This is a genomic window from Mesorhizobium sp. B2-4-14 (genome assembly GCF_006442155.1).
In the GTDB taxonomy this organism is placed as follows: Bacteria; Pseudomonadota; Alphaproteobacteria; order Rhizobiales; family Rhizobiaceae; genus Mesorhizobium.
Genome location: NZ_VFVA01000007.1, coordinates 76,692 through 97,504 on the forward strand (window position 1 = coordinate 76,692; position 20,813 = coordinate 97,504).

The 20,813-nt window shown below is 62.2% G+C and carries 21 protein-coding genes and 1 tRNA gene; 7 read left to right on the plus strand and 15 right to left on the minus strand.

Annotation, left to right across the window (positions count from 1 at the left end; all coding sequences use genetic code 11):
* Nucleotides 1-122: 122 nt before the first annotated feature.
* The 4 genes from FJ938_RS08890 to FJ938_RS08905 all read right to left on the minus strand — a co-directional run bounded on the left by FJ938_RS08890 (nt 123) and on the right by FJ938_RS08905 (nt 3,402).
* Complete coding sequence (locus FJ938_RS08890) at nt 123-1,688, minus strand: amidase family protein (RefSeq protein ID WP_140692900.1); 1,566 nt, start codon at nt 1,686-1,688, stop codon at nt 123-125.
* Nucleotides 1,688-2,143, minus strand: a complete 456-nt coding sequence (locus tag FJ938_RS08895; RefSeq protein ID WP_140607008.1) for a GNAT family N-acetyltransferase — start codon at nt 2,141-2,143, stop codon at nt 1,688-1,690. The genes FJ938_RS08890 and FJ938_RS08895 overlap by 1 nt, the downstream gene beginning before the upstream one ends.
* 7 nt (nt 2,144-2,150) lie before the next feature.
* Nucleotides 2,151-2,438 (minus strand): Asp-tRNA(Asn)/Glu-tRNA(Gln) amidotransferase subunit GatC, encoded by a 288-nt coding sequence (gene gatC, locus FJ938_RS08900; RefSeq protein ID WP_140607009.1) that lies wholly within the window; start codon nt 2,436-2,438, stop codon nt 2,151-2,153.
* A 256-nt stretch (nt 2,439-2,694) separates the two neighbouring features.
* Nucleotides 2,695-3,402 (minus strand): metal-dependent hydrolase, encoded by a 708-nt coding sequence (locus FJ938_RS08905; RefSeq protein WP_140692902.1) that lies wholly within the window; start codon nt 3,400-3,402, stop codon nt 2,695-2,697.
* Nucleotides 3,403-3,523: 121 nt separating this feature from the next.
* Between FJ938_RS08905 and ruvX the strand changes: the two genes are divergently transcribed.
* Nucleotides 3,524-4,030, plus strand: coding sequence for a Holliday junction resolvase RuvX (gene ruvX / locus FJ938_RS08910; protein ID WP_140692905.1), 507 nt, complete (start codon nt 3,524-3,526; stop codon nt 4,028-4,030).
* On the opposite strand, the gene FJ938_RS08915 is transcribed toward ruvX, so the two are convergent.
* The 3 genes from FJ938_RS08915 to FJ938_RS08925 all read right to left on the minus strand — a co-directional run bounded on the left by FJ938_RS08915 (nt 3,948) and on the right by FJ938_RS08925 (nt 6,612).
* Complete coding sequence (locus FJ938_RS08915; protein WP_140692908.1) at nt 3,948-4,289, minus strand: DUF6105 family protein; 342 nt, start codon at nt 4,287-4,289, stop codon at nt 3,948-3,950. The genes ruvX and FJ938_RS08915 overlap by 83 nt on opposite strands.
* A complete protein-coding gene (locus tag FJ938_RS08920) occupies nt 4,289-4,831 on the minus strand; it encodes a hypothetical protein (RefSeq protein ID WP_140693050.1) in 543 nt (180 codons plus the stop codon). The genes FJ938_RS08915 and FJ938_RS08920 overlap by 1 nt, the downstream gene beginning before the upstream one ends.
* A gap of 152 nt (nt 4,832-4,983) precedes the next feature.
* The gene (locus FJ938_RS08925; protein WP_140692911.1) at nt 4,984-6,612 is read right to left on the minus strand and encodes a DNA alkylation response protein; all 1,629 of its coding nucleotides are present in this window, start codon (nt 6,610-6,612) and stop codon (nt 4,984-4,986) included.
* 157 nt (nt 6,613-6,769) lie between these two features.
* On the opposite strand from FJ938_RS08925, the gene FJ938_RS08930 reads away from it, so the two are divergent.
* Genes FJ938_RS08930 through dprA form a run of 4 tightly spaced genes read left to right on the plus strand, consistent with a single transcriptional unit; the run spans nt 6,770 to nt 10,802 of the window.
* Nucleotides 6,770-7,750, plus strand: coding sequence for an aspartate carbamoyltransferase catalytic subunit (locus FJ938_RS08930; protein WP_140692914.1), 981 nt, complete (start codon nt 6,770-6,772; stop codon nt 7,748-7,750).
* Nucleotides 7,747-9,033, plus strand: a complete 1,287-nt coding sequence (locus FJ938_RS08935) for a dihydroorotase (protein WP_140607015.1) — start codon at nt 7,747-7,749, stop codon at nt 9,031-9,033. The genes FJ938_RS08930 and FJ938_RS08935 overlap by 4 nt, the downstream gene beginning before the upstream one ends.
* A 51-nt stretch (nt 9,034-9,084) precedes the next feature.
* A complete protein-coding gene (gene plsY / locus FJ938_RS08940) occupies nt 9,085-9,672 on the plus strand; it encodes a glycerol-3-phosphate 1-O-acyltransferase PlsY (protein ID WP_140692917.1) in 588 nt (195 codons plus the stop codon).
* Nucleotides 9,669-10,802, plus strand: a complete 1,134-nt coding sequence (gene dprA, locus FJ938_RS08945; protein ID WP_140692920.1) for a DNA-processing protein DprA — start codon at nt 9,669-9,671, stop codon at nt 10,800-10,802. Before plsY ends, dprA begins: the two co-directional genes overlap by 4 nt.
* A gap of 9 nt (nt 10,803-10,811) precedes the next feature.
* Here the strand turns inward: dprA and FJ938_RS08950 are convergent, their stop codons facing one another.
* The 5 genes from FJ938_RS08950 to FJ938_RS08970 all read right to left on the minus strand — a co-directional run bounded on the left by FJ938_RS08950 (nt 10,812) and on the right by FJ938_RS08970 (nt 16,973).
* A complete protein-coding gene (locus tag FJ938_RS08950) occupies nt 10,812-11,024 on the minus strand; it encodes a hypothetical protein (protein WP_140692923.1) in 213 nt (70 codons plus the stop codon).
* A gap of 27 nt (nt 11,025-11,051) precedes the next feature.
* A complete protein-coding gene (gene otsB, locus FJ938_RS08955) occupies nt 11,052-11,822 on the minus strand; it encodes a trehalose-phosphatase (protein WP_140692926.1) in 771 nt (256 codons plus the stop codon).
* The gene (locus FJ938_RS08960) at nt 11,822-13,591 is read right to left on the minus strand and encodes a trehalose-6-phosphate synthase (protein WP_140692929.1); all 1,770 of its coding nucleotides are present in this window, start codon (nt 13,589-13,591) and stop codon (nt 11,822-11,824) included. The genes otsB and FJ938_RS08960 overlap by 1 nt, the downstream gene beginning before the upstream one ends.
* 110 nt (nt 13,592-13,701) lie before the next feature.
* Nucleotides 13,702-15,870, minus strand: coding sequence for an amylo-alpha-1,6-glucosidase (locus FJ938_RS08965; RefSeq protein ID WP_181168727.1), 2,169 nt, complete (start codon nt 15,868-15,870; stop codon nt 13,702-13,704).
* Nucleotides 15,871-15,911: 41 nt separating this feature from the next.
* Nucleotides 15,912-16,973, minus strand: coding sequence for a glycosyltransferase family 4 protein (locus FJ938_RS08970; RefSeq protein WP_140692931.1), 1,062 nt, complete (start codon nt 16,971-16,973; stop codon nt 15,912-15,914).
* Nucleotides 16,974-17,153: 180 nt separating this feature from the next.
* Between FJ938_RS08970 and FJ938_RS29365 the strand changes: the two genes are divergently transcribed.
* Nucleotides 17,154-17,636 carry a hypothetical protein gene (locus tag FJ938_RS29365; RefSeq protein ID WP_181168726.1) on the plus strand — a complete coding sequence of 161 codons (483 nt, stop codon included), beginning with the start codon at nt 17,154-17,156 and terminating at the stop codon, nt 17,634-17,636.
* 206 nt (nt 17,637-17,842) lie between these two features.
* Here the strand turns inward: FJ938_RS29365 and FJ938_RS08985 are convergent, their stop codons facing one another.
* Together FJ938_RS08985 and FJ938_RS08990 are read right to left on the minus strand one after the other, a co-directional pair.
* Complete coding sequence (locus FJ938_RS08985) at nt 17,843-19,411, minus strand: O-antigen ligase family protein (protein WP_140692933.1); 1,569 nt, start codon at nt 19,409-19,411, stop codon at nt 17,843-17,845.
* 3 nt (nt 19,412-19,414) lie between these two features.
* A tRNA-Lys gene (locus tag FJ938_RS08990) sits at nt 19,415-19,490 on the minus strand.
* A 267-nt stretch (nt 19,491-19,757) separates the two neighbouring features.
* On the opposite strand from FJ938_RS08990, the gene FJ938_RS08995 reads away from it, so the two are divergent.
* On the plus strand, nt 19,758-20,228 hold the full coding sequence (locus tag FJ938_RS08995; protein ID WP_140692934.1) for a BA14K family protein: 471 nt from the start codon (nt 19,758-19,760) through the stop codon (nt 20,226-20,228).
* A gap of 88 nt (nt 20,229-20,316) precedes the next feature.
* Here FJ938_RS08995 and FJ938_RS09000 read toward each other — a convergent pair whose 3' ends face one another.
* Nucleotides 20,317-20,808, minus strand: coding sequence for a DUF6882 domain-containing protein (locus tag FJ938_RS09000; protein ID WP_246673239.1), 492 nt, complete (start codon nt 20,806-20,808; stop codon nt 20,317-20,319).
* Nucleotides 20,809-20,813: the final 5 nt, after the last annotated feature.

The following is a 20,813-nucleotide window of genomic DNA, read 5'->3' on the forward strand; positions in this document are numbered from 1 at the left end:
CCTCATCACAGCGCCGCGCGTGCCTGGACGCGCAAAGGACGCTGTAAAACTTTGATTCTGCGCATGATCCTTTCCGAAATCGATTCCGGTATTCGGGGCCATGCGCTAGTCGAGCGATACCCTTACCACCACTTCTCCGGCTGGAATGTGCCGGCCGCCTGTTCGATGACAGCCGCCGTCTGGAACAGCGTTTCTTCCTCGAACGGCCTGCCGATCAGCTGCAGGCCGAGCGGCAGCCCCTTGGGGTCGAGACCGGCGGGCACGGCGATGCCCGGCAGGCCGGCCATGTTCACGGTGACCGTGAAAATGTCGTTGAGATACATCTTGACCGGATCGGATGCCATATCCTCGTCGGCGATGCCGAAGGCGGCGGACGGTGTCGCAGGCGTCAGGATGACATCGACACCGGCGGCGAAGACGTTTTCGAAGTCGCGCTTGATCAGGTTGCGCACCTTCTGCGCCTGCAGATAGTAAGCGTCGTAATAGCCTGCCGAGAGCACATAAGTGCCGATCATGATGCGGCGCTTGACCTCGCGGCCGAAGCCCGCGGCGCGGGTCTTCTCATACATTTCGACGATGTCCTTGCCCGGCACGCGCAGCCCATAGCGGACGCCGTCATAGCGCGCCAGGTTGGACGACGCCTCTGCGGGCGCCACGATATAGTAAGCCGGCAGCGCATATTTGGTATGCGGCAGGGAAATGTCGACGATCTCGGCGCCGGCCTCTTTAAGCCAGGCAATGCCCTTCTGCCACAGCGCCTCGATTTCTTCGGGCATGCCATCGACGCGATATTCCTTGGGGATGCCGACCTTCATGCCCTTGATCGGCTTGCCGATCGCCGCCTCGTAGTCCGGCACCGGCCGGTCGACGGAAGTGGTGTCCTTTGGATCGACGGAGGCCATCGACTTGAGCAGGATCGCGGCGTCGCGCACGTCACGGGCGATCGGGCCGGCCTGGTCGAGCGAAGAAGCGAAGGCGACGATGCCCCAGCGCGAGCAGCGGCCATAGGTCGGCTTGATGCCGACCGTACCGGTGAAGGCGGCCGGCTGGCGGATCGAGCCGCCGGTATCCGTCGCCGTGGCGCCGGCACACAGGAAGGCAGAGACGGCGGTCGCCGAACCGCCGGAAGAACCGCCCGGCACCAGCTGCGTATTGTCCAGGCTGCGCTGGGTTTTCGTGCCACCGGCCGATACGAAACCGCCATCGCCCTGATGCGTCGTCGGCATCACCACCGTGTCGAGGCGCGAACGCCGCCACGGATTGATGACCGGGCCATAATAGGAGGTCTCGTTGGACGAGCCCATGGCGAACTCATCCATGTTGAGCTTGCCGAGCATCACCGCGCCGTCGGCCCAAAGATTTGCCGTGACGGTCGATTCGTAGCGCGGCTTGAAGCCGTCGAGCACGTGGCTGCAGGCCTGGGTGTGGACACCCTTGGTGCCGAACAGGTCCTTGATCCCCAACGGAATGCCTTCCAGCGCTCCGCCCTCGCCCTTGACCAGCCTGGCATCGGACGCCTTGGCCATGTCGCGCGCCTTGTCGCCGGTGACCGCGACATAGGCATTGAGCGCCGGATTGGCGCGATCGATCGCGGAGAGATAAGCCTCGGTGATCTCGGTCGCGGTGATTTCCTTGCCGCGCAGTTTGGCGCGGGCCTGCGAAATCGTCAGTCGGGTCAGGTCGCTCATCAAAGGCTCTTTTCGTAAAACACCGACCACTCGGAATCGGGATAATCCAGCACCGGGCCGCAGCGCGAAAACCCGGCACGCTCGTACACGGTCCATGCGGCGGGATGGCGGTCGCCCGTCTCCAGCACCAGCCGCTTCAGCCCTTCATCGCGCGCCAGCGCCTCGACCCGCTCGACGATCCTGGCGCCGATCTTCTGGCCGCGATGCGAAGGCCGCGTATACATGCGCTTGACTTCACCAATGCCGTCACCATGGCGTTTCAGCGCACCGCAACCAATGGCGACGCCCCTATCGCGGGCGATGAAAACGGTCGTGTCCTGGCCTGCCATCTGCTCGACCGTCAGGTGGTAGCAATGCTCCGGCGGCGTCAATTCGAGCAGGGTTTCGTTGAGTTCCCTGACCAGGCCGCGCACGTCGTCCTGCAACGGCGTCTCGATGGCGATCTCGATTGCCATCGGCGCGTTACTCCACGACCTTCGGCACGAGGAAGAAGTTTTCTTCGGCCGCCGGTGCGTTGGCGACGATGTCGGCCGCCTTGTTGCCGTCGGTGACGACATCCCTGCGCTTCTTCATCTCCATCGGTGTCACCGAGGTCATCGGTTCGACACCGGAAACATCGACCTCGTTCAGCTGCTCGACGAAGCCCAGTATGGCGTTCAATTCGCCGGTCATGCGTTCGGCATCTTCCTCGCTCACCGCGATGCGGGCGAGATGCGCGACGCGCTTCACTGTCTTGAGATCAACGGACATGTATTTGCCTATTTGCCTCGGGGAAAACCAGTCCGGGCTATAGCGGCGCGGCACGCGGTGCGCAACATGCATCATGCGAAGCGTGGGCCGGCGTACTCCGAAGCCGTTTAGCTCTGCCGGTACCCGGTATCGTGATGGACCGAGATGGTCAGCCGCGCATCAGGGAGCGGCTGCAAGGATAGCCGGCAGCGGAGGATGGCGATACATAAAAAGCCTCCGCTGACGATCTCCAGCTGCCATTACGCGCCGACTGTTTCTAGATCGTAATCGTCTCGCCGATCTTCGGCAAAGCGACCTTGACGCCGGATCCTTCCAGGCCGGTCTCGAATTTCTCGGCGGTCGGATCGATCATAGGAAAGGTGCCGAAGTGGCAAGGGACGACCGTCTCGAACTTGAAGAAGCGGCGGCAGGCAAGCGCCGCCACCGCGCCGCCCATGGTGAAACGGTCGCCGACCGGCACGATGCCGATCTTCGGCTCATGCAACTCGTTGATCAGCGCCATGTCGGAAAAGATGTCGGTATCGCCCATATGATACAGCGTGCTGTCTTCCGGGAAATGCAGAACCAGCCCGCCGGGGTTGCCGAGATAGACGTTCTTGCCGCCCTCTTCGCCAAACGAGGACGAGTGCAGCGCCTGGACGAAAGTGGTGGTGAAGCCGCCGCAATCGACCGTGCCGCCGATGTTGCCGGGATTGATCTTCTTGTCGCTGACGCCCTTCCCGACGAGATACATGCAGATCTCGAAATTGGCGACCAACTGGGCGCCGCTCTTGCCGAGAACTTCCAGCGCGCCGCTGATGTGGTCGCTGTGCCCGTGCGTCAAAAGGACATGCGTGATCCCCTCCGCCGGCCCTTCCCAGCCGCCCGTCCAGGACGGGTTGCCGACCAGATAGGGGTCGATGAGGATCTTGGCGTCGCCGGTTTCGATGCGAAAGGCCGAGTGGCCGTACCAGGTCAGTTTCATGGATGCATTCCTCGATTTTTGCCGGCCCACAGGATAGAACGCCGATAGCCCCGAGATCAAAGGGTATAGTGTGCCTTGCATCCGCAAGAGCGCGCGCGGCTGAAAAAGACGAGGGAAACCGTTGGCTATCATCACGATTGAGCAATTGCCGGCATGGCTCGCCGATGGCAGGACGCTGGCAGGGCTCGATCTCGGCGACAAGACGATCGGCGTCGCGGTTTCCGACCGGGGTTTCTCCTTCGCTCACCCACGTCCGGTCATCAATCGGAGGAAATTCTCGCTCGATGCCGCGGCCTTGCTGGCTTTGCTGAAGAAGGAGAACGTCGGCGCGGTGGCGATCGGACTGCCGATCAACATGGATGGGTCCGAAGGCCCGCGCGCACAGAAATCGCGCGCCTTCGTGCGCAACATGGCGCAATTGAGCGACCTGCCATTCGTGTTCTGGGATGAGCGACTGTCGACGGTCGCGGCCGAAAGGACGCTGATCGAAATGGATTTCTCGCGCGCCAAACGCGCCGGCAAGATCGATTCGGCCGCGGCGGCCTTTATTCTGCAGGGAGTTCTGGACCGGCTCCAGTCACTCGATGCAGCCGCTCGAACGGAGCCTGACCCGCCGTCCGCCCCTTGATCCAGCCCCAGATTTCGCGGCGGCGGCGGAACGCCCACAGCGCCATCAGCAGAAGCCCGTCGAAGATGCACGTCTTCGCCACCATTCCGGGGATGATCGACGGGTCGATGCCCAGCATCTGACCGTAGAGCTGGAAGAAGAAGTCGTGCGTCTGCCGGCTGAACATGACGTAGCCGAAATTGATGTCGTTGGCCGACAGATAGAACCAGCCCCAGAAAATCGCCATCGGGCCCGCCCACATCGCGAAGATGTAGCGCATCAGCGGCCTCCCTTCGGCCCGGCCCGGCCCGAGATCAGGGACAGCAGCGAGTTATGGGCCGCCGCCTTCGCCATGCCATGCGCCGTGGCGCGGAAATCGGCATCATCCGACACCGCTGCCGAGCGCCGCTCGGCGAGCATGGCGACATACGACGCCAGGAGCGCGGCCAGTTGCACGGCCACCACCATGAAAAGACCGTTGATGCCTTGAGCTGCGCCGCCGATCAGGATCATCGACAACACGCCGGAAGCCGAGATGAAGGCTATGCGAACAACGCTGTCCGCGCCCGGGCTGGCCGTGTCGTTGATCAGCGTATCGACAAAGGCCCAGAAGAACAGCACCGACACGACCAACAATGCGATCGCCAGCGGCGCGACCACGACGACGTTCTCCAGATCGACGAAACGAGCGCTCCCAATGGTCACGCCGAGCACGCCTAGAGCCGCCGCCACACCACGGTTTCCGTCGATGCAGATCAGTGCCAACAGGGCGAAAACGATCGCCCAGTGCACGGACAAGAAAGAGGTCAATACATGTCGCATCGTGATTCCTGCTTCGACAGGAATGACAGTGGGCTTTGCGCTTCGCCGCCGCAATGGAAACCATTTGTTAAGGTTAACGGCGGCGGCCTCGGATCAGAATGCCGACTGCATCATCGAAAGCTGGATGGCACCGTCCTTGGACGGCGTTCGGTTCAGGTCAACGGCGGATAGAGCGTATCGATGATCATGCGGGCGTCGTGGCGCGAATCGAGCATGCCATAGGTGTTGCGCCACTGGCCGGCCAGGCGGGTCTCGACAAAGGCATCGGCAATCCGCCCTGCCCCCAGCCTCCGCAGTTCCGCCGCCGCCGCCGACAGCGCCAGTTGTTCCGTCAGCAGTCGGGCCGAGCCCTCGTCGGTTGCGGCGACCTGCATCGCCGCCTTCAGCACACCGATCGTGCCACGCCCGCCGGCGCCGAGGTCACGGTCGATGCCGGCCAGCACCTCCTCGAACAGGCCAGGCGCACGCCCGAGCACGCGCAGCACGTCGAGCGCCATGACATTGCCCGAGCCTTCCCAGATAGCGTTCACCGGAGCCTCGCGGTAGTAGCGGGCGAGCGGCGCTTCCTCGACATAGCCATTGCCGCCGAGGCACTCCATCGCCTCGTAGAGCAACGGTGGCGCGATCTTGCACACCCAGTATTTGACGACCGGCGTCATGGCGCGGGCAAACGCCGCCTCGCCGCGGTCGCTCGCCGCCTCGTCGAAGGAACGCGCCAGCCTGAACGACAGTGCCGTGGCGGCAGCGACATCCAACGCCATGTCAGCCAGCACGCGCTGCATCAACGGCTGTTCGATCAGATTGGCGCCGAACACCTGGCGATGGCGGACATGATGAACCGCCTCGGCCAGCCCCGCCCGCATGATCGCCGAAGACGCCACCGCGCAGTCGAGCCGCGTCAGCGTCACCATGTCCATGATCGTCTTCACGCCGGCGCCGGGTTCGCCGACCATCTCGCCGATGGCGTTGACGAACTCGACCTCGGAAGAGGCGTTGGAGCGGTTGCCGAGCTTGTCCTTGAGGCGCTGGAAGCGGAAGCCATTGCCCGTCCCGTCACCGAGAACGCGCGGCACGAGGAAGCATGACAGCCCCTCCGGCGCCTGCGCCAGCACCAGGAAGGCGTCCGACATCGGCGCTGACATGAACCATTTATGCCCGGTCAGGCGGTAGAACCCGCTGCCGACGCGCTCGGCCCTGGTCACGTTGGCGCGCACATCCGTGCCGCCCTGCTTCTCGGTCATGCCCATGCCGAGCGTCAGCCCGGTCTTCTCGACCGGCGGCTTTTGGCTCTGGTCATATTTGCGCGTCGTTACGCGCGGCGCCCATTCGCGAAACAGTTTTGGACTGGCCATCAGCGCCGCCAGCGAGGCGCTGGTCATGGTGATGGGGCAGAGGTGCCCGGTCTCGAGCTCCGCGGTCAGGTAGAAACGGGCGGCCCTCACCTGATGGCGGCGGCCGATCTCGGCGTCGCCATTTTCCCAGACCGAAGAATGCAATCCGTTCGCCACCGAGCGCCGCATCAATGCATGGTAGGCCGGATGGAATTCGACCACGTCGATGCGCCGTCCCTGGCGATCATGGGTCCTGAGTTTCGGCGTCTCGACATTGGCCAGGCGCGCCAGTTCCTGCGCTTCCTGCGTCAAGACGAAACGGCCGAGCCCATCGAGGTCCTTGCGTACCGGATCGGAAAAGCGCTCGGCAAGCTGGATCAGCAACGGATCGCCTCGCCAGGCGTTGCCGCCCGTCAGCGGCGGCGGCTGGTTCGTTACGTCGTCGGTCACGCTCTGTCCTTGTTGCCAAAGGCCACGAATCCGAGGCCGTCGGCTAGATATAACCCAAGCATCGCTGGGCGCGCGACGAAAATACCGGGGAGAACGGCACCAATCCAAAGCGGGTGCTTGCGGGCGTGAAATCCGCACCCTATAGCAGCCCCTTGAGATGACCGACGCTTCGTCCCTGCCACTCTATCCCCATCGCCATCTTCTGGGCATCAGCGATCTTTCGCCTGGAGACATCGAACTGTTGCTCGACAGGGCGGATCGGGCGGTCGCGATCTCGCGGCAGTCCGAAAAGAAGACTTCGACGCTGCGAGGCCGCACCCAGATCAATCTCTTTTACGAAGCCTCGACCCGCACGCAGTCCTCGTTCGAGCTGGCCGGCAAGCGGCTCGGCGCCGATGTCATGAACATGTCGGTGGCGAGTTCCTCGGTGAAGAAGGGCGAAACGCTCATCGACACCGCCATGACGCTGAACGCCATGCGGCCGGACATATTGATCATCCGCCACCAGTCGGCGGGTGCCGCCGCCCTTTTGGCGCAGAAGGTCGGCTGCTCGGTGGTCAATGCCGGCGACGGCGCGCATGAGCATCCGACGCAGGCGTTGCTCGACGCGTTGACCATCCGCCGCGCCAAGGGCCCGCTGTCGAAGCTGATCGTGGCGATCTGCGGCGATATCCTGCACTCGCGGGTGGCGCGCTCCAACATCATGGTGCTCAACGCGCTCGGCGCACAGGTGCGGGTCGTCGCGCCTTCGACGCTTCTGCCCTCCGGTATCGACAGAATGGGCGTGATCGTGTCGCGTTCAATGGCCGAAGGCCTCAGGGATGCCGACGTGGTGATGATGCTGCGCCTGCAGCGTGAGCGGATGGAAGGCGCCTTCGTACCGTCGACCCGCGAATATTTCCGCTATTTCGGCCTCGACGCCGAGAAACTGAAGGCCGCCAAGGACGATGCGCTTGTGATGCATCCCGGCCCGATGAACCGTGGCGTCGAGATCGCCTCGGAAATCGCCGACGGCCCGCAAAGCGTCATCCAGGAACAGGTGGAAATGGGTGTCGCCGTGCGCATGGCGGTGATGGAAGCGCTGCTCGATCCCCGTCGTAATCAAGAGGGCCGCAACCAAGAGGGCTGCGGCGCATGAGCACGACGGTCTTTGAGCGCGCCCGCATCGTCGACCCTTCGCGCGGTATGGACGAAGTGGGCTCCGTCATTGTCGACGGCAGGAAAATCGTTGCCGCCGGCAAGGCGGCGCTGAACCAGGGCGCGCCCGATGGGGCTGCGCTGATCGACTGTGCCGGCAAGGCGATCATCCCAGGCCTGGTCGATGGCCGCGTCTTCATCGGCGAACCCGGCGGCGAGCATCGCGAAACCATTGCGTCGGCAAGTGTCGCCGCGGCGGCCGGTGGCATCACCTCCATCGTCATGATGCCCGATACCGATCCCGTGATCGACAATGTGGCACTGGTCGAGTTCGTGCTGCGCACCGCCAAGGACACGGCGGTGGTCAACATCTTCCCGGCGGCGGCCATCACCAGGGGCCTTGATGGCCGCGAGATGACCGAGTTCGGCCTGCTGCGCGAAGCAGGCGCCGTCGCCTTCACCGATGGCCGCCACACCATATCGAGCGCGCTGATGATGCGCCGCGCGCTGACCTATGCGCGCGACTTCGGCGCCACGATTGTGCATGAGACGCAGGATGCAGATCTTGCCTCGTCCGGGGTGATGAATGAGGGCCTTTACGCGAGCTGGCTTGGTCTCTCCGGTATTCCTCGTGAAGCCGAATCCATTCCGCTCGAGCGCGATCTGGCGCTGGCTCGGCTGACGCGCGGCTCCTACCACGCGGCCAAGATCTCGACGGCTATGGCGGTTGGATCGGTGGCGCGAGCGAAGGCCGACGGCGCGACGGTTACATCGGGCGTGTCGATCCACAATTTGTCGCTCAATGAAAACGATGTCGGCGAATATCGTACCTTCTTCCGGCTGACGCCGCCGCTGCGCGCCGAGGAAGATCGACTGGCAATGATAGAGGCGGTAAAGGACGGTACGATCGACATCATCGTCTCCTCGCACGATCCGCAGGATGTCGACACCAAGCGCCTGCCCTTCGCCGACGCGGCAGCCGGCGCCATCGGGCTGGAGACGTTGCTTGGCGCCGCCTTGCGGCTCTACCACAATGGCGACGTGCCATTGCCGCGGCTGATCGAGACACTCTCCACCGCGCCGGCAAGGCTGTTCGGATTGCCCGGCGGCACGCTGAAGCCCGGCGCCATCGCGGACCTTGCGCTTGTCGACCTCGATGAACCCTGGATCGTCAGTGAGAGCGGGATCCGCTCGCGCTCGAAAAACACCTGCTTCGAAGGCGCGCGCCTGCAAGGCAAGGTCTTGCAAACGCTGGTCGCGGGCCGCACAGTGTTCTCGGCATAGACCGGGAACGGGCGTCGCGCCTGATCCGGTTGGGGAAATGCGGGGGAAACAATGACTTACGGCCTGATCCTGGCATTGGTATTCGGTTACCTTCTGGGGTCGATTCCCTTCGGGCTGTTGCTGACGCGAGCCGCTGGTCTTGGTGACGTGCGCAATATCGGCTCCGGCAATATCGGCGCCACCAACGTGCTGCGCACCGGCAACAAGGGCCTGGCAGCCGCGACCTTGCTGCTCGATGCGCTGAAAGGCACGACCGCAGTGCTGATAGCAGGCCATTTCGCGCCTGAAACAGCGGTCTGGGCCGGCCTTGGCGCCTTTCTCGGCCATCTCTTCCCGGCCTGGCTAGGCTTCAAGGGCGGCAAAGGCATCGCCACCTATCTCGGCGTGCTGATCGGCCTGGCCTGGCAAGTGGCGCTGATCTTCGCCGTCGCCTGGCTGGCGATGGCATACCTCTTCCGCTACTCCTCGCTGGCAGCACTGACGGCAGCTGTGATCGTGCCGATCGCTCTCTACGTCCTGAGCACACCGCGGATCGCCGCTGTTTTCGTGGTGATGAGCATCATCGTCTTCATCAAGCATCGCGCCAACATTTCACGCCTGCTTGCTGGCACAGAGGGCAAGATCGGAGCCAAGGGGTGAGCGATCCAGCCGCCGGGCCGCGCCTCAGCGACCGGCAGCGGCTGAGCTGGCTGCGGCTGATCCGCACCCAGAATGTCGGCCCTGCTTCCTTCCGGGACCTGATCAACCGCTTCGGGTCGGCCGAAGTCGCGCTTCAAATGCTGCCGGAACTGATGATTTCCGGGGGCGCCAACCGGATGGTCCGCATCCCTTCCGTTGCCGAGGCAGAAGCCGAACTGGAAGCAGCCCGGCGCAATGGTGCACGCTTTGTCGGCATCGGTGAGGCCGATTACCCCCCGCTGTTGCGCAGCATGGACCATCCGCCACCGCTGCTGGCGGTCAAGGGCAATGCCGCCGTGTTCCGGTTGCCGGGCGTAGCCATCGTCGGCGCGCGCAACGCATCGCTGGCTGGCATCAAGATGGCGCGCATGCTGGCGGCCGATCTTGGGCGCGATGGATATGGGATCATCTCCGGCCTGGCACGCGGCATCGACACAGCGGCACATCAGGGCAGCCTGTCGACCGGCACGATCGGTGTGCTGGCTGGAGGCCTTGACCTGCCCTACCCGCCCGAAAATGCCGGCCTGTGCGAGGAAATCGCCGAACATGGGGCGGTCATCTCCGAGATGCCATTCGGCTGGCAGCCGCGTGCGCAGGATTTTCCGCGCCGCAATCGTCTCGTCGCGGGTGCCGCCCTTGGGCTGGTGGTGATCGAGGCGGCGCAGCGGTCGGGATCCCTGATCAGCGCCAGGCTTGCCGGCGAAATGGGCCGCCTGGTCTTTGCCGTGCCGGGCTCCCCGCTCGATCCGCGTGCTGCCGGCACCAACGGCCTGCTCAAGGACGGCGCCACGCTGGTCACCGAAGCATCGGATGTTTCCAGGGCAATCGCGCCGTTGACCGGCATGCAGGCACCTGACGTGTCGCCGTTTGAGGACCCGCCCGATTTCTCGGCCACACCGCCGCCCGGCGAGAGCGACCGCACAGAGGTAGTCGAGGCGCTCGGCCCGACGCCGGTGTCGATCGACGAAATCATCCGCCACACCGGCCTGCACCCGGCCCAGGTTTTCATGGTGCTTCTGGAACTCGATCTCGCCGGCCGGCTCGAACGTCATGCGGGCGGCCATGTTTCGCTGGTTTTTGGGAAAGACTGAAGCCGTCCTTCAGTGGCGTTTGGTCCCTTCGTCTGGAGTTTCCGCGTAGTCCTGTGTATTGGCGCCAAAGAGATCCTTTTCGACAATCTTGCGCCAGACCATATCTGCATTCGCCGGGCGAGACGGATCGAGCCCTGACTCGGTCTGCTGCGCGTTCTGGCGCGGGCGCCGGCGCAGCCAAGTAGGCATGATCTCCCGAATGAGGCTTGCGAGTTGGGTCATTGCCGGCTCCTTCGGTTCATGAGATGGTCAGGCGGTAAGTCTCTTCGCATTACTCCGGCTCACGGCGTCCAGCCAGGCGAGTGCCTCGTCGACATTGGCAAGCGTATGGTGCGCGGCTGTCGGTGCGCGCGGTCTGATACGTACCGAGACCCCATCCATTTCGTTGATGACGTCGAACCCGTTCTCATCGGACGTATCGTCGCCAAGAAACACCGGGCATCGTTCCCTGAAAGCCGGTTCCGCCATGAAGCGCCTGATCGCCGCTCCTTTGGCAGCCTCAAGCGGCATCAGCTCGACCCCTGCATTGCCAGCCAGCACCCGATATCCCGGGGGCAACCTGTTCAACGCCCGTTCGACCAACTGTGTCGCACGCTGAAGCAAGTGTGGCGCCGCACGCGTATGAATGGCCAGGATCGGTCCCTTGCGTTCGATATAGACATCAGCGCTGGCCAGTTCCGCCTCGATTTCCCCGGCAAGTGCTGCAATGTCGGCCGGCTCGCCCGCCGCCTCGACCGGACCATCACGAGCGAGCCTGTGCTCGAGACCATAAAGCCCGGCGGCGCGCAGTCGAAGGGGCTGGAAGAGATGGTCGACAGCGGCAATCGACCGTCCCGTGATAAACGCCAACGCTCCGTCCAATTGCGCTTCAAGTCTTGCCAACAGCATGCGCAACGCGTCATTGACAACCACTGCGTCAGGATGCGCGGCATGTTCAAGAAGCGTGCCGTCGATGTCCAGGAACAAGGCCCATGGCCCTTGGGGAACGTCAGGCGCGGGCAGGTTCGGAAGTATCGACATCACAGAGCCGCCACCCGCTTGCGGTCGAGCAACGATATCACGTTACGTGGAGCCACCGGAGCGGCACCGACGGCGCGATCGATTTCAATGCGTTTGCGCAAGCGCGCGGCGTCGAGCAGCATGCTGCCTGCCCATCGATAGACATTGTTGTCGCGAACGACCTCACGCATGCGCTGCATGCGCTGGCGCTGCTCCTCTTGCGACATGGTCAAAGCCTGAAGCAAGACGTCGCCCATCATTGCCGCGTCATAGGGATTGACGATCAGCGCCTCAAGCAACTCCTTGGAAGCTCCAGCGAACATACTGAGCAGCAGGACACCCTGTTCGTCGTCACGCGCCGCGACAAATTCCTTGGCGACCAGGTTCATGCCGTCATGCAGGCTCGTGACCATGCAAACATCAGCGGCGCGATAGAGCTCGTAGACCTGTTCTTGTGAGTGGTGTTCCGTCACCATCACGACGGGCGTATAACCCTCGCGACCATAGCGTTGGTTGAGATCCTCTGCCTGACGCAGGCACTCTTCATGCAACTGCTGATAAGCAGGCAAGCTTCCGCGGCTGGGCGCGGCGATCTGCAGGAACGCCACCTTGCCGATCCATTCGGGATGGAGTTTCAACAGTTCATCGAGCGCGTTGAAGCGATCAAGGATACCCTTGGTGTAGTCGAGACGTTCAACGCCCACGCACAGTCTGATATTTTCAGCCAGTCCGAATCTCTCACGAACACGCTGGCGGCATTGCGCCACGTCAGGCAATTTGCCGAGTTGCACCGGTGGCCATTCGATCGAAATCGGATAGGCGTGAACCAGGCTGATCTGGCCACCATAGGAGATGGCCGAATCCTCCCGCTCGATCCTGCTCTCGAGAAAGCGGTCGACGCTGTCGATGAAGTTGTTGCAATGGAACTGGGTGTGAAAGCCGACAATTGAACTGCCGAGCAGGCCTTCGAGAATCTTCTCGCGCCATGGGCAGATGCTGAACACCTCCGAATTCGGCCATGGAATGTGCCAGAAGGTGATGATGATCGCCTCCGGCAGGCGCTCCCGGATCATCCGCGGCAACAACGCGAAATGGTAGTCCTGGACCAGCACTATGGGCCGTCCGTTGCGGGCTTCCGCGACAACGGTGTCGGCGAATTTGCGGTTGACCGCCTCGTAGGACTCCCAATCGGAGGCGCGGAATATTGGCCGGGTGAAGGCGATATGGCACAGCGGCCAGAGGCCCTCATTGGCAAAGCCGAGATAATAGCCTTGCTGTTCTTCTTCGCTCAGCCAGACACGACGCAACGTGTAGGAAGGGTTTTCGGGCGGTACCTCGACCCTGTCATTTTTGTCGACCACGAGCGTGTCGGCCGACCCACCGCCATAGGCGATCCACGTGCCTGCACAGGCCCGGGTGATCGGCTCCAGGGCGGAGACGAGGCCGCTGGCGGGTACGACCAGTTGTATGTCCTCCCCCTTGCGGTTGTGGATATACGGCTCGCGATTTGACACGACGATCACCTGGGCATCGGGAAGCTCCGTCGCCAATATGTGACGCAGCGTTTCGGGCGACCACTGCACCAGCGCAGCGGCGGCGGACTGCCCATTCTTCGCGAATTCCGGCAATGGACCGCGAGCCGGCTCAACCGTCACGGCGGCAAGCTTCCTGCTCCTCTTCGCCCGCAACATCATGGTCGCCCGCGCGATGATCAGGATGCCGACAGCTACAAGGACAAGGAGCCACAAGGCGGACGAGGGAGCGACCAGGTACGAAGTGTTGTCGGGCATTTGAAGTCGATTACCTTTCAATGGGATGCCGCGGCGGGCCTCGTCGACTGAGTTCCGGCACCCATCGTGCGGGGGTCCAACGTCCGCAGCGCGCGATGGTTCCGATGTTTTCAGCTTCTGACCACGAGAGGCACCAGCCCCTCATGGCGATCGGCCAGGAAAGCGCCGACGCGGTCCCCTACCCGCTGAAATGTCAGATCGACAGCAACACCCGCGACCGCGAGATGGCGGACCACCAGATTGTCGATGCCGATTGGCAAGCGCGGCCGTGTCACCTGGATTTCACCGGTCCAGCCGTCGATCTGAAGGCCGAGACACGCCTGCATGAGCATGAAGGCCGAGCCTGCCGACCAGGCCTGCGGCAAGCACGCGACCGGATAAGCGATCGGCGCCTCGCCAGGTGCGCGGGTGAAACCGCAGAACAGCTCAGGCAGCCGCATGTTGAAATGGACGGCGGATTCGAATGTACCGCTCATCAGCCGCACCACGCTGTCGCGAATGCCGTATCGCGCAAGGCCTGCCGCACAGATCGCGGTGTCGTGTGGCCAGATGGAACCGTTGTGGTACGACATCGGATTGAAGAAGATCGCGTCATCCGCCAGCGTGCGCAGTCCCCAGCCGGTGTGGAATGAAGCCGACAGCAATTGGTCAGCGACGATCCGCGCGCGATCCGGGTCGGGCAGGCCGACATAAAGCAGGTGTCCGGCATTGGACGTGCGCACCTTGCAAGGCTGGCCGTCGCCGTCCAGGGCCAGCGCATAATAGCCAAGCTCCTCCACCCAGAAATGGCTTTCGACCCGCTGACGGATTTCCTGAGCACGCCTCTCCCAACCTTCGGCCTTCTCGTCTTCGCCGCGCAGCCGAGCCAGCTTCGCCAACCCCTGGAACGCCGCGAAGACGTAACCCTGGACCTCGACCAGCGCGATCGGCCCCTTCGGGATGCGACCATCGGCGTGGAAAACGGAATCGAAACTGTCCTTCCAACCCTGGTTGGCGAGGCCTGATTCCGCCGCACGGAGGTAGGTGACAAATCCTGTCGGCCGGCTCGCGGCTTCGATCCATTCGGCGGCGGCGCACAGCGACGGCCACAGGCCATCGATAAGGTCCGTGTCGCCAGTGCGGTCAGCATAGGCACAGGCAAGATGGACATAGAGCGGCGTGGTGTCGACGCCGCCATAGTAGCGGCCGAACGGCAGTTCGCTGAGCGCCGTCATCTCGCCCTTGCGCGTTTCGTGCATGATCTTGCCGGGCTGGGAGTCGCTGAAGGGCGAGGTTTCGGTTGCCTGGTGTTGCGCAAGAAAGGCGAGCACGCCGCGCGCCAGGCCGGGGTTGAGCCACAGCATTTGCAGCGCGGAGATCACCCCGTCCCTGCCAAAGGCCGTCGAGAACCATGGAATGCCGGCATAGGGATAGGGACCTGTCGCCAACTCCGTTGTGAGCAGCGCCACGTCGGCACGCGCCCGTTCGATCCAGTCGTTGAACACCCTGCCGGAGCTGTGCAGCGTTGCGCCGTGGCGACGCTTGGCGCGCATGCCGAAACGCGCGCGGGCGGCCGCAGCGCGAAACCGCTCGCGTTCGGGCGTATCCCTGGCATCGGTGCCAACCTCGACATACAGCGTCTTGCGGCTGCGCTTGGTGACGGCGATGAGGAAGTCCGCTCGTTCCGAGGTCAGTTCGTCGGGCACTTGCGAAAACGATATCGCCGATTTGCGCTCGACCTTGTCCAGCCCCTCGTAGCGAAGCATCACGGAGCTCCGGCCAACCTCGGCCGTATGTGAGGTGCCCCGCTTCGGCCGCGTCGATCCACGAACTTCGAACATGTCGCGGAAATCGGCGGCAAAGCGCAGCGAAAGCAGGATGGTGGAATGCTCCCGGCCGTAGTTCGACAGCGTCAGCCGCTCATAGAGGCGGTCCTGCCACAGCAGCCTGACGCGCTCGATGTGAATGGCGCCTTGCGCAATGGGCCGGCCACCAACGGTTTCGATCGGCAGATTGGTGAGATTGGCGGTGAACAGGACATTGTCCTGGCTGAGCGACGCACCAAGAAGGGATGTCGAACGGCCGCCGATCGCGAGGCGATATTCAGAAAGCACGCGCGTGTCATCGCGGAAGAACCCGTCGCCGACACCACGGATGTCGCCATAGGCATCGGCGACGGCAAAGCAATCGCCATGCTTGAGCGCGAAGAGCCTGTGCGGCTCCCTGGGCGCGGTTTCATCGAGTGAAGCCAGCGCTATCGCCGGATCAAGCTTGCGTTCGTCGAGTTGGATGATGGTCAAGAAGACTGTCCCCGTGTTGGGTTTCCGAACGGGTGAAGGGCCTAGGAGGCTCTGCTTTGCTGATGGCCGTCGCTCAGCCGGGAATAGGCCGCGACATAATCCCTGGCCATTCTGTCGGCTGAAAACCGCCTCTCGAAAACCGCTCTTATTCGCCGCCTGTCGAGTTGGAGGAGAGCCGGCATCGTCGCCACAGCATCTTCAATGGTTTCGACGACGAAGCCGCTGACCCCATGATCGATGATCTCGGGCATGGCGCCGCAACTCCAGGCCATCACAGGGGTACCACAGGCCATGGCCTCGATCACGGCAAGGCCGAAAGGCTCGGGCCAATCGATGGGAAACAGCAAGGCTGCCGCATTGCCAAGAAACCTGCTCTTCTGGTCCTCGCCGATCTCGCCGACATATTCGACCCGGTCGTCATCGATCATCGGTTGGACGACTTCCTCGAAATAAGCGCGATCGCCATCACCTATCTTGGCCGCGAGCTTGAGTTTCAGCCCCGTGCGGCGGGCGATCTCAATCGCCCGATCCGGCCGCTTGTCACGCGACATCCGGCCGAGAAAGGCAAGATAGGAACCATCCGATCCTGCCTCGAAATCGGGTTCATAGAGCTCGATCGGCAGCCCGTGATGGATCGTGGCCAGCCAGTTCGCGGATGCGAATCGCGCTCGCTGGCTGCGGGATATGGAAATCATCGGGAACCGCGGGAACCGATCGTAGGCTTGTGGGAGGTCGGCGTAATCCAGCCTGCCATGGGGCGTCGTCACGGTGCGCTGCGGCATGTCGCGGAAAAACGGGAAATGCAGGAAATGGCTGAGATGAAAATGAATGACGTCAAAATCGTCGGCCCGTTTGCGCACCTCGTCGAGCATCGACAAATGCGCCGCTATCTCGGATTTCAGCGGACGGGGATCGAGACGAAGCGCCCGTTCACGGCATGGCACCAGATTGGCTGAGGTCTTCGTATCGCCGCTGGCGAACAGGGTCACGCTATGGCCGAGGTCGACGAGAGCCTCGGTAAGGTAGGAGATGATACGCTCGGTGCCGCCATAGAGCCTTGGCGGCACGGATTCGTAAAGCGGTGCGACATGGGCAATCTTCATGGCCCGGCGTTCCCTCAATGAGCTGGTCATAGAGCGAAATGCTTCAGGCGCGGGATCGTTCCTGTCTTACGAGAAGATGGAGCGAATGATGGCCAATTCCCCTGTTTGATGTTCGATCAAGCTGCCCTATTTCCTGTTTGTGCTGCCGATATCGCACGCATGGCAGCCAAGGAGGCCTAGGTGCAGGAACCGAAGGATGTTGCAGCCCGACGTCTGAGCATGATCATCGAACAATATGTCGAGGCCAGAAAGCGGCGTTTTGGTTTTGTGTCGACGGACCAGGCTGCCCGAGTGATCCGTAGAATCCTGAAACCCGCTCCTTCGGACCCGGCACTCTCCGACCGCAAGCTCGACGATATGGTCGCCGCTCTCGCCGTCAAGAACGGCCTGCCCGTCTTCTTCGACCGCGGCCTCAGAGGACCGGCCGGCACCGAGGCCGACCTGAACAGAAAGGAGCCGATCATGCGAGCACCAACGGAGACGCCGGATGTTGCCGGCGCGGTGGATGCCATCCTGAGCGGTCAGACGGCCCAGCTTTCTATGAAAGCGGTGATCTCGCTGCTGCGGGAACGGACCGGCACCAAACGGTCGGACGCGGATTTGGAAGGACTGATTGCAAAGAAAGCCGCCGTTCTTCACGTTCATTTGTCGCAGAGCGGCTGAGCGGTCAATCACCTCGCGCCGCAACGGTTCATGGCGAGTCAAGGCGCAGGCATGCCTCCCCGGCGTCTTCACTACCGGTGACAGCGCCGATCAGCTTCGCGATCATCCTTCGATTTCCGTGCGGAGATCCCACAAGGGCTGGGCGAGCTAGTCCAGTTGCGCCTTCGAACGAAACGGATTCTCCGCCTTGCCTTTGCACATATCGCTCACTCTTGTTGCGAGACGGAGACTAAGGCCGTTGTCGGCGGGTCAACTGCGGCGGCGGACCGCGCCAGGGAGTACATCGCTGCCAGCAACAGCTCAAAGGCAGGCGTAAGCACGATAATCTCTTCGAAGCTCCATGCCAGGAGCGCGACCATACCGACAAATACTCCAGTCCAGAGGCTGGACGAGACGGCCGCTTTGGCAATCTCTCGCACAGCAATCCATACGTAGGCACCGTAGCCGGCAACCCCGATAAGACCAAAGTTCACGGCCAGCCACAGAATCGAATTGTGCGGGTTCCATGTGATGCTGTAGCCCATCTCGATCAGATAGACAGATCGAGGCGCGCCGACGATCGGATGCAGCCTCAGTGCATCGACGCCGGAGCGCCAATATTCGAACCTAGCCATCAAGGACGCCAAGTGAGGCATATGTGGCACGGCGTCCCTTAGGACATATAGAACAACCAGACCGACTGCGCAGAGGATCGCTGCCGACGTCGCAGCTTTCACCGGGTTCACTTTCGAGCGCAAGACATAGACGCCAGTGACAACCACTAGCATGGCTATCCCAAAGCGGGACAGGGTCAGAAACACAAGGATACCAAAGACCGCGGCGACGAGAGGAAGCCCGGAAAAAAGCGTTACCGCGAATAGAAACACCAAAAAAACGGCGATATAATTCGACAATCCAAGGAAGCTTCTGGCTCTGTTTTTCAGGTCATAGAACCCTTGATCTCCGACCTTAGGCGAGAAAGCCTCCCTGCCAGCGGGCGCAGCTACTGGTGGCGTTTGAGGGGGAGGATTTTCGGCATCGATGGATGCGGGGTCTTGCGCCAACGGCTGCACGATGATGGGGCGGGACGTGGTCCTCTCCACGTCCGCTGCATATGCAGCCTCGACATTGGCCGCGTCTTGGCCCGGCAGAAGAAACGCGCCGTTTGGAACAAACACGATCATCGTAACCATAATTGCGGCGGTCACCGCGCCGCCGGCGATCATGGACCGAAGCGCCATCCGATCAGAAATAGAGGCGCGCCTCAGCGCCACGATCGTCAAGCCTGCAAAGGCAACCGGTAGCCAGACCGCCAGATCGGATTTCCATCTGAAGGCGGGGTTACCGAGATACATGCCGAACTGGATCAGGACGACGACGACTATCACCAAGAGCGGAACGCAGGCCGGAGGGAGCCGCAAGTTGAACTGGGCGCGGCTCATGAAGAATACCGGCAATATCAACGTGCTTATCGGTAGCGTAATCTTGCCGAGCCATACGCCACCCAGGAAAATGGCGCCAACAAAGAAAGCCGCCAGCCAAACGTGAAACGTCTTGACGTTACTGTTTGTAAGACTCAATGTCGCCCCTTGGTCAAAATTGGAATAATAACCTATACGACGGGTGCTCGATATAAGACTTAAGGATCTTGACGCCGGGCGTGTGATCAGCTGGATGCCGCCGCCCTGGCAGGTGATGAGCAATCCCAGACGGTGAACTCGCGTGCCAGGCACTTGCGCGAGTTCGGTCCCCATATAGTTGCCCTGGGTATTCATAGTCGTGCTGGCGATGAGCATGTTTGGTGAGCGCGATGGGATTCGAACCCATGACCTACTGATTAAAAGTCAGTTGCTCTACCGGCTGAGCTACGCGCTCCCGCGGGCTCGAAAAGGCCGCCCCCGAAATTGCGCGGAACATAGGGAGAGTGCCGCGAGCGGTCAACCGGAAAAGACGGCTCGGCAGCCGCTTCTTCGCCCTAAATCGCGGCACCTTTGCCTGCTGGTACCGGTCGGGCGGGCAGTCCGTCAGGAGTGGGCCACGATCTTCACCCGATAGCCGCCGCCCGCCTCCCGCGGAACAAATCGCGTGCGACGTTCGTTTTCCGTCGACAGGGACGTTCGCAAAACCCTCGAGGAGAATACCATGAGCAGAGTCAAATCGGGCCTTCTTGCTGCGGCCCTCTCAGCCACACTCATTGCTGCGGAGACCGTGCCGGTCAACGCCCAGCCGGCCTATGTGCCCACGCCCGAGATCGCAACGCCGGATGTGCAGACGGTGCAATATCAGGAATGGAGGCGAAACCGTCCGTTCAATCGCAGTTTCTCGCGCAATCGCAGCTTTGCTCGCAACGGCGACATGTATTGGAACGGCCATCGCGGCTATCGTGAGTATCATCGCGGCTATCGCCGCCATGGCGACTACTGGTTCCCGCTTGCGGCCTTCGCTACCGGCGCGTTGATCACTGGCGCTATTGTCAACAGCGAGAACCACCGCGTTTACGAAGGCAATGCCCACGTGCAGTGGTGTTATGACCATTACCGGAGTTACCGCGCTTCGGACAATACCTTCCAGCCGAACAATGGTCCTCGTCGGGAGTGCCGCTCCCCCTACTGATTGGAGCTATCAAGGACGAGTCTCTTTAACCCCGCGCCGGACGGGCGCGGGGTTTCCCATGGTCTTGAGATCGTAAAAAAGGATCGAATCAGTTGGCCCAGCCGATCCTTTTGATGATTAAATAAAGTCCACCACCTTCGCCGCTTGGAGAGCGATAGGCGCCAAGGGCATTGCAAATCCGCACCATTGCTCCGGTCAGTTCCCAACCGAGCGGTTCAAGGTCGTTGTTCCCATCCGTCACATAGGCCCGGGCCAGTTCGTCTATGCCATTCTTCTCCCCGAAGGACCGAACCAGCTTTGCGTCGCCGAGGAGTTCGCCAGGCAAATTTGCGTTTGCCCAGGCCCAGAGCCAGTTGTTTGCCTTGGCGCTCGTGGTGCCCGCGATCTGGATCTCGGCAATGACCTTCACCGTTCCTTCCTCCGAGAACAGGAGCTTCCCAGTTTTCAGGTCATAGTCATAGCGCGGCCAGGTGCCGAGGCGGAAATCTTTGTGCAGGCGCTCGTTCTTGACCTTCAGCTGTTCGAAGGCCTCATCGCGCCAATCAGAATACCAATCTGGCGTCATTTCCCCCACATCCATCCGCG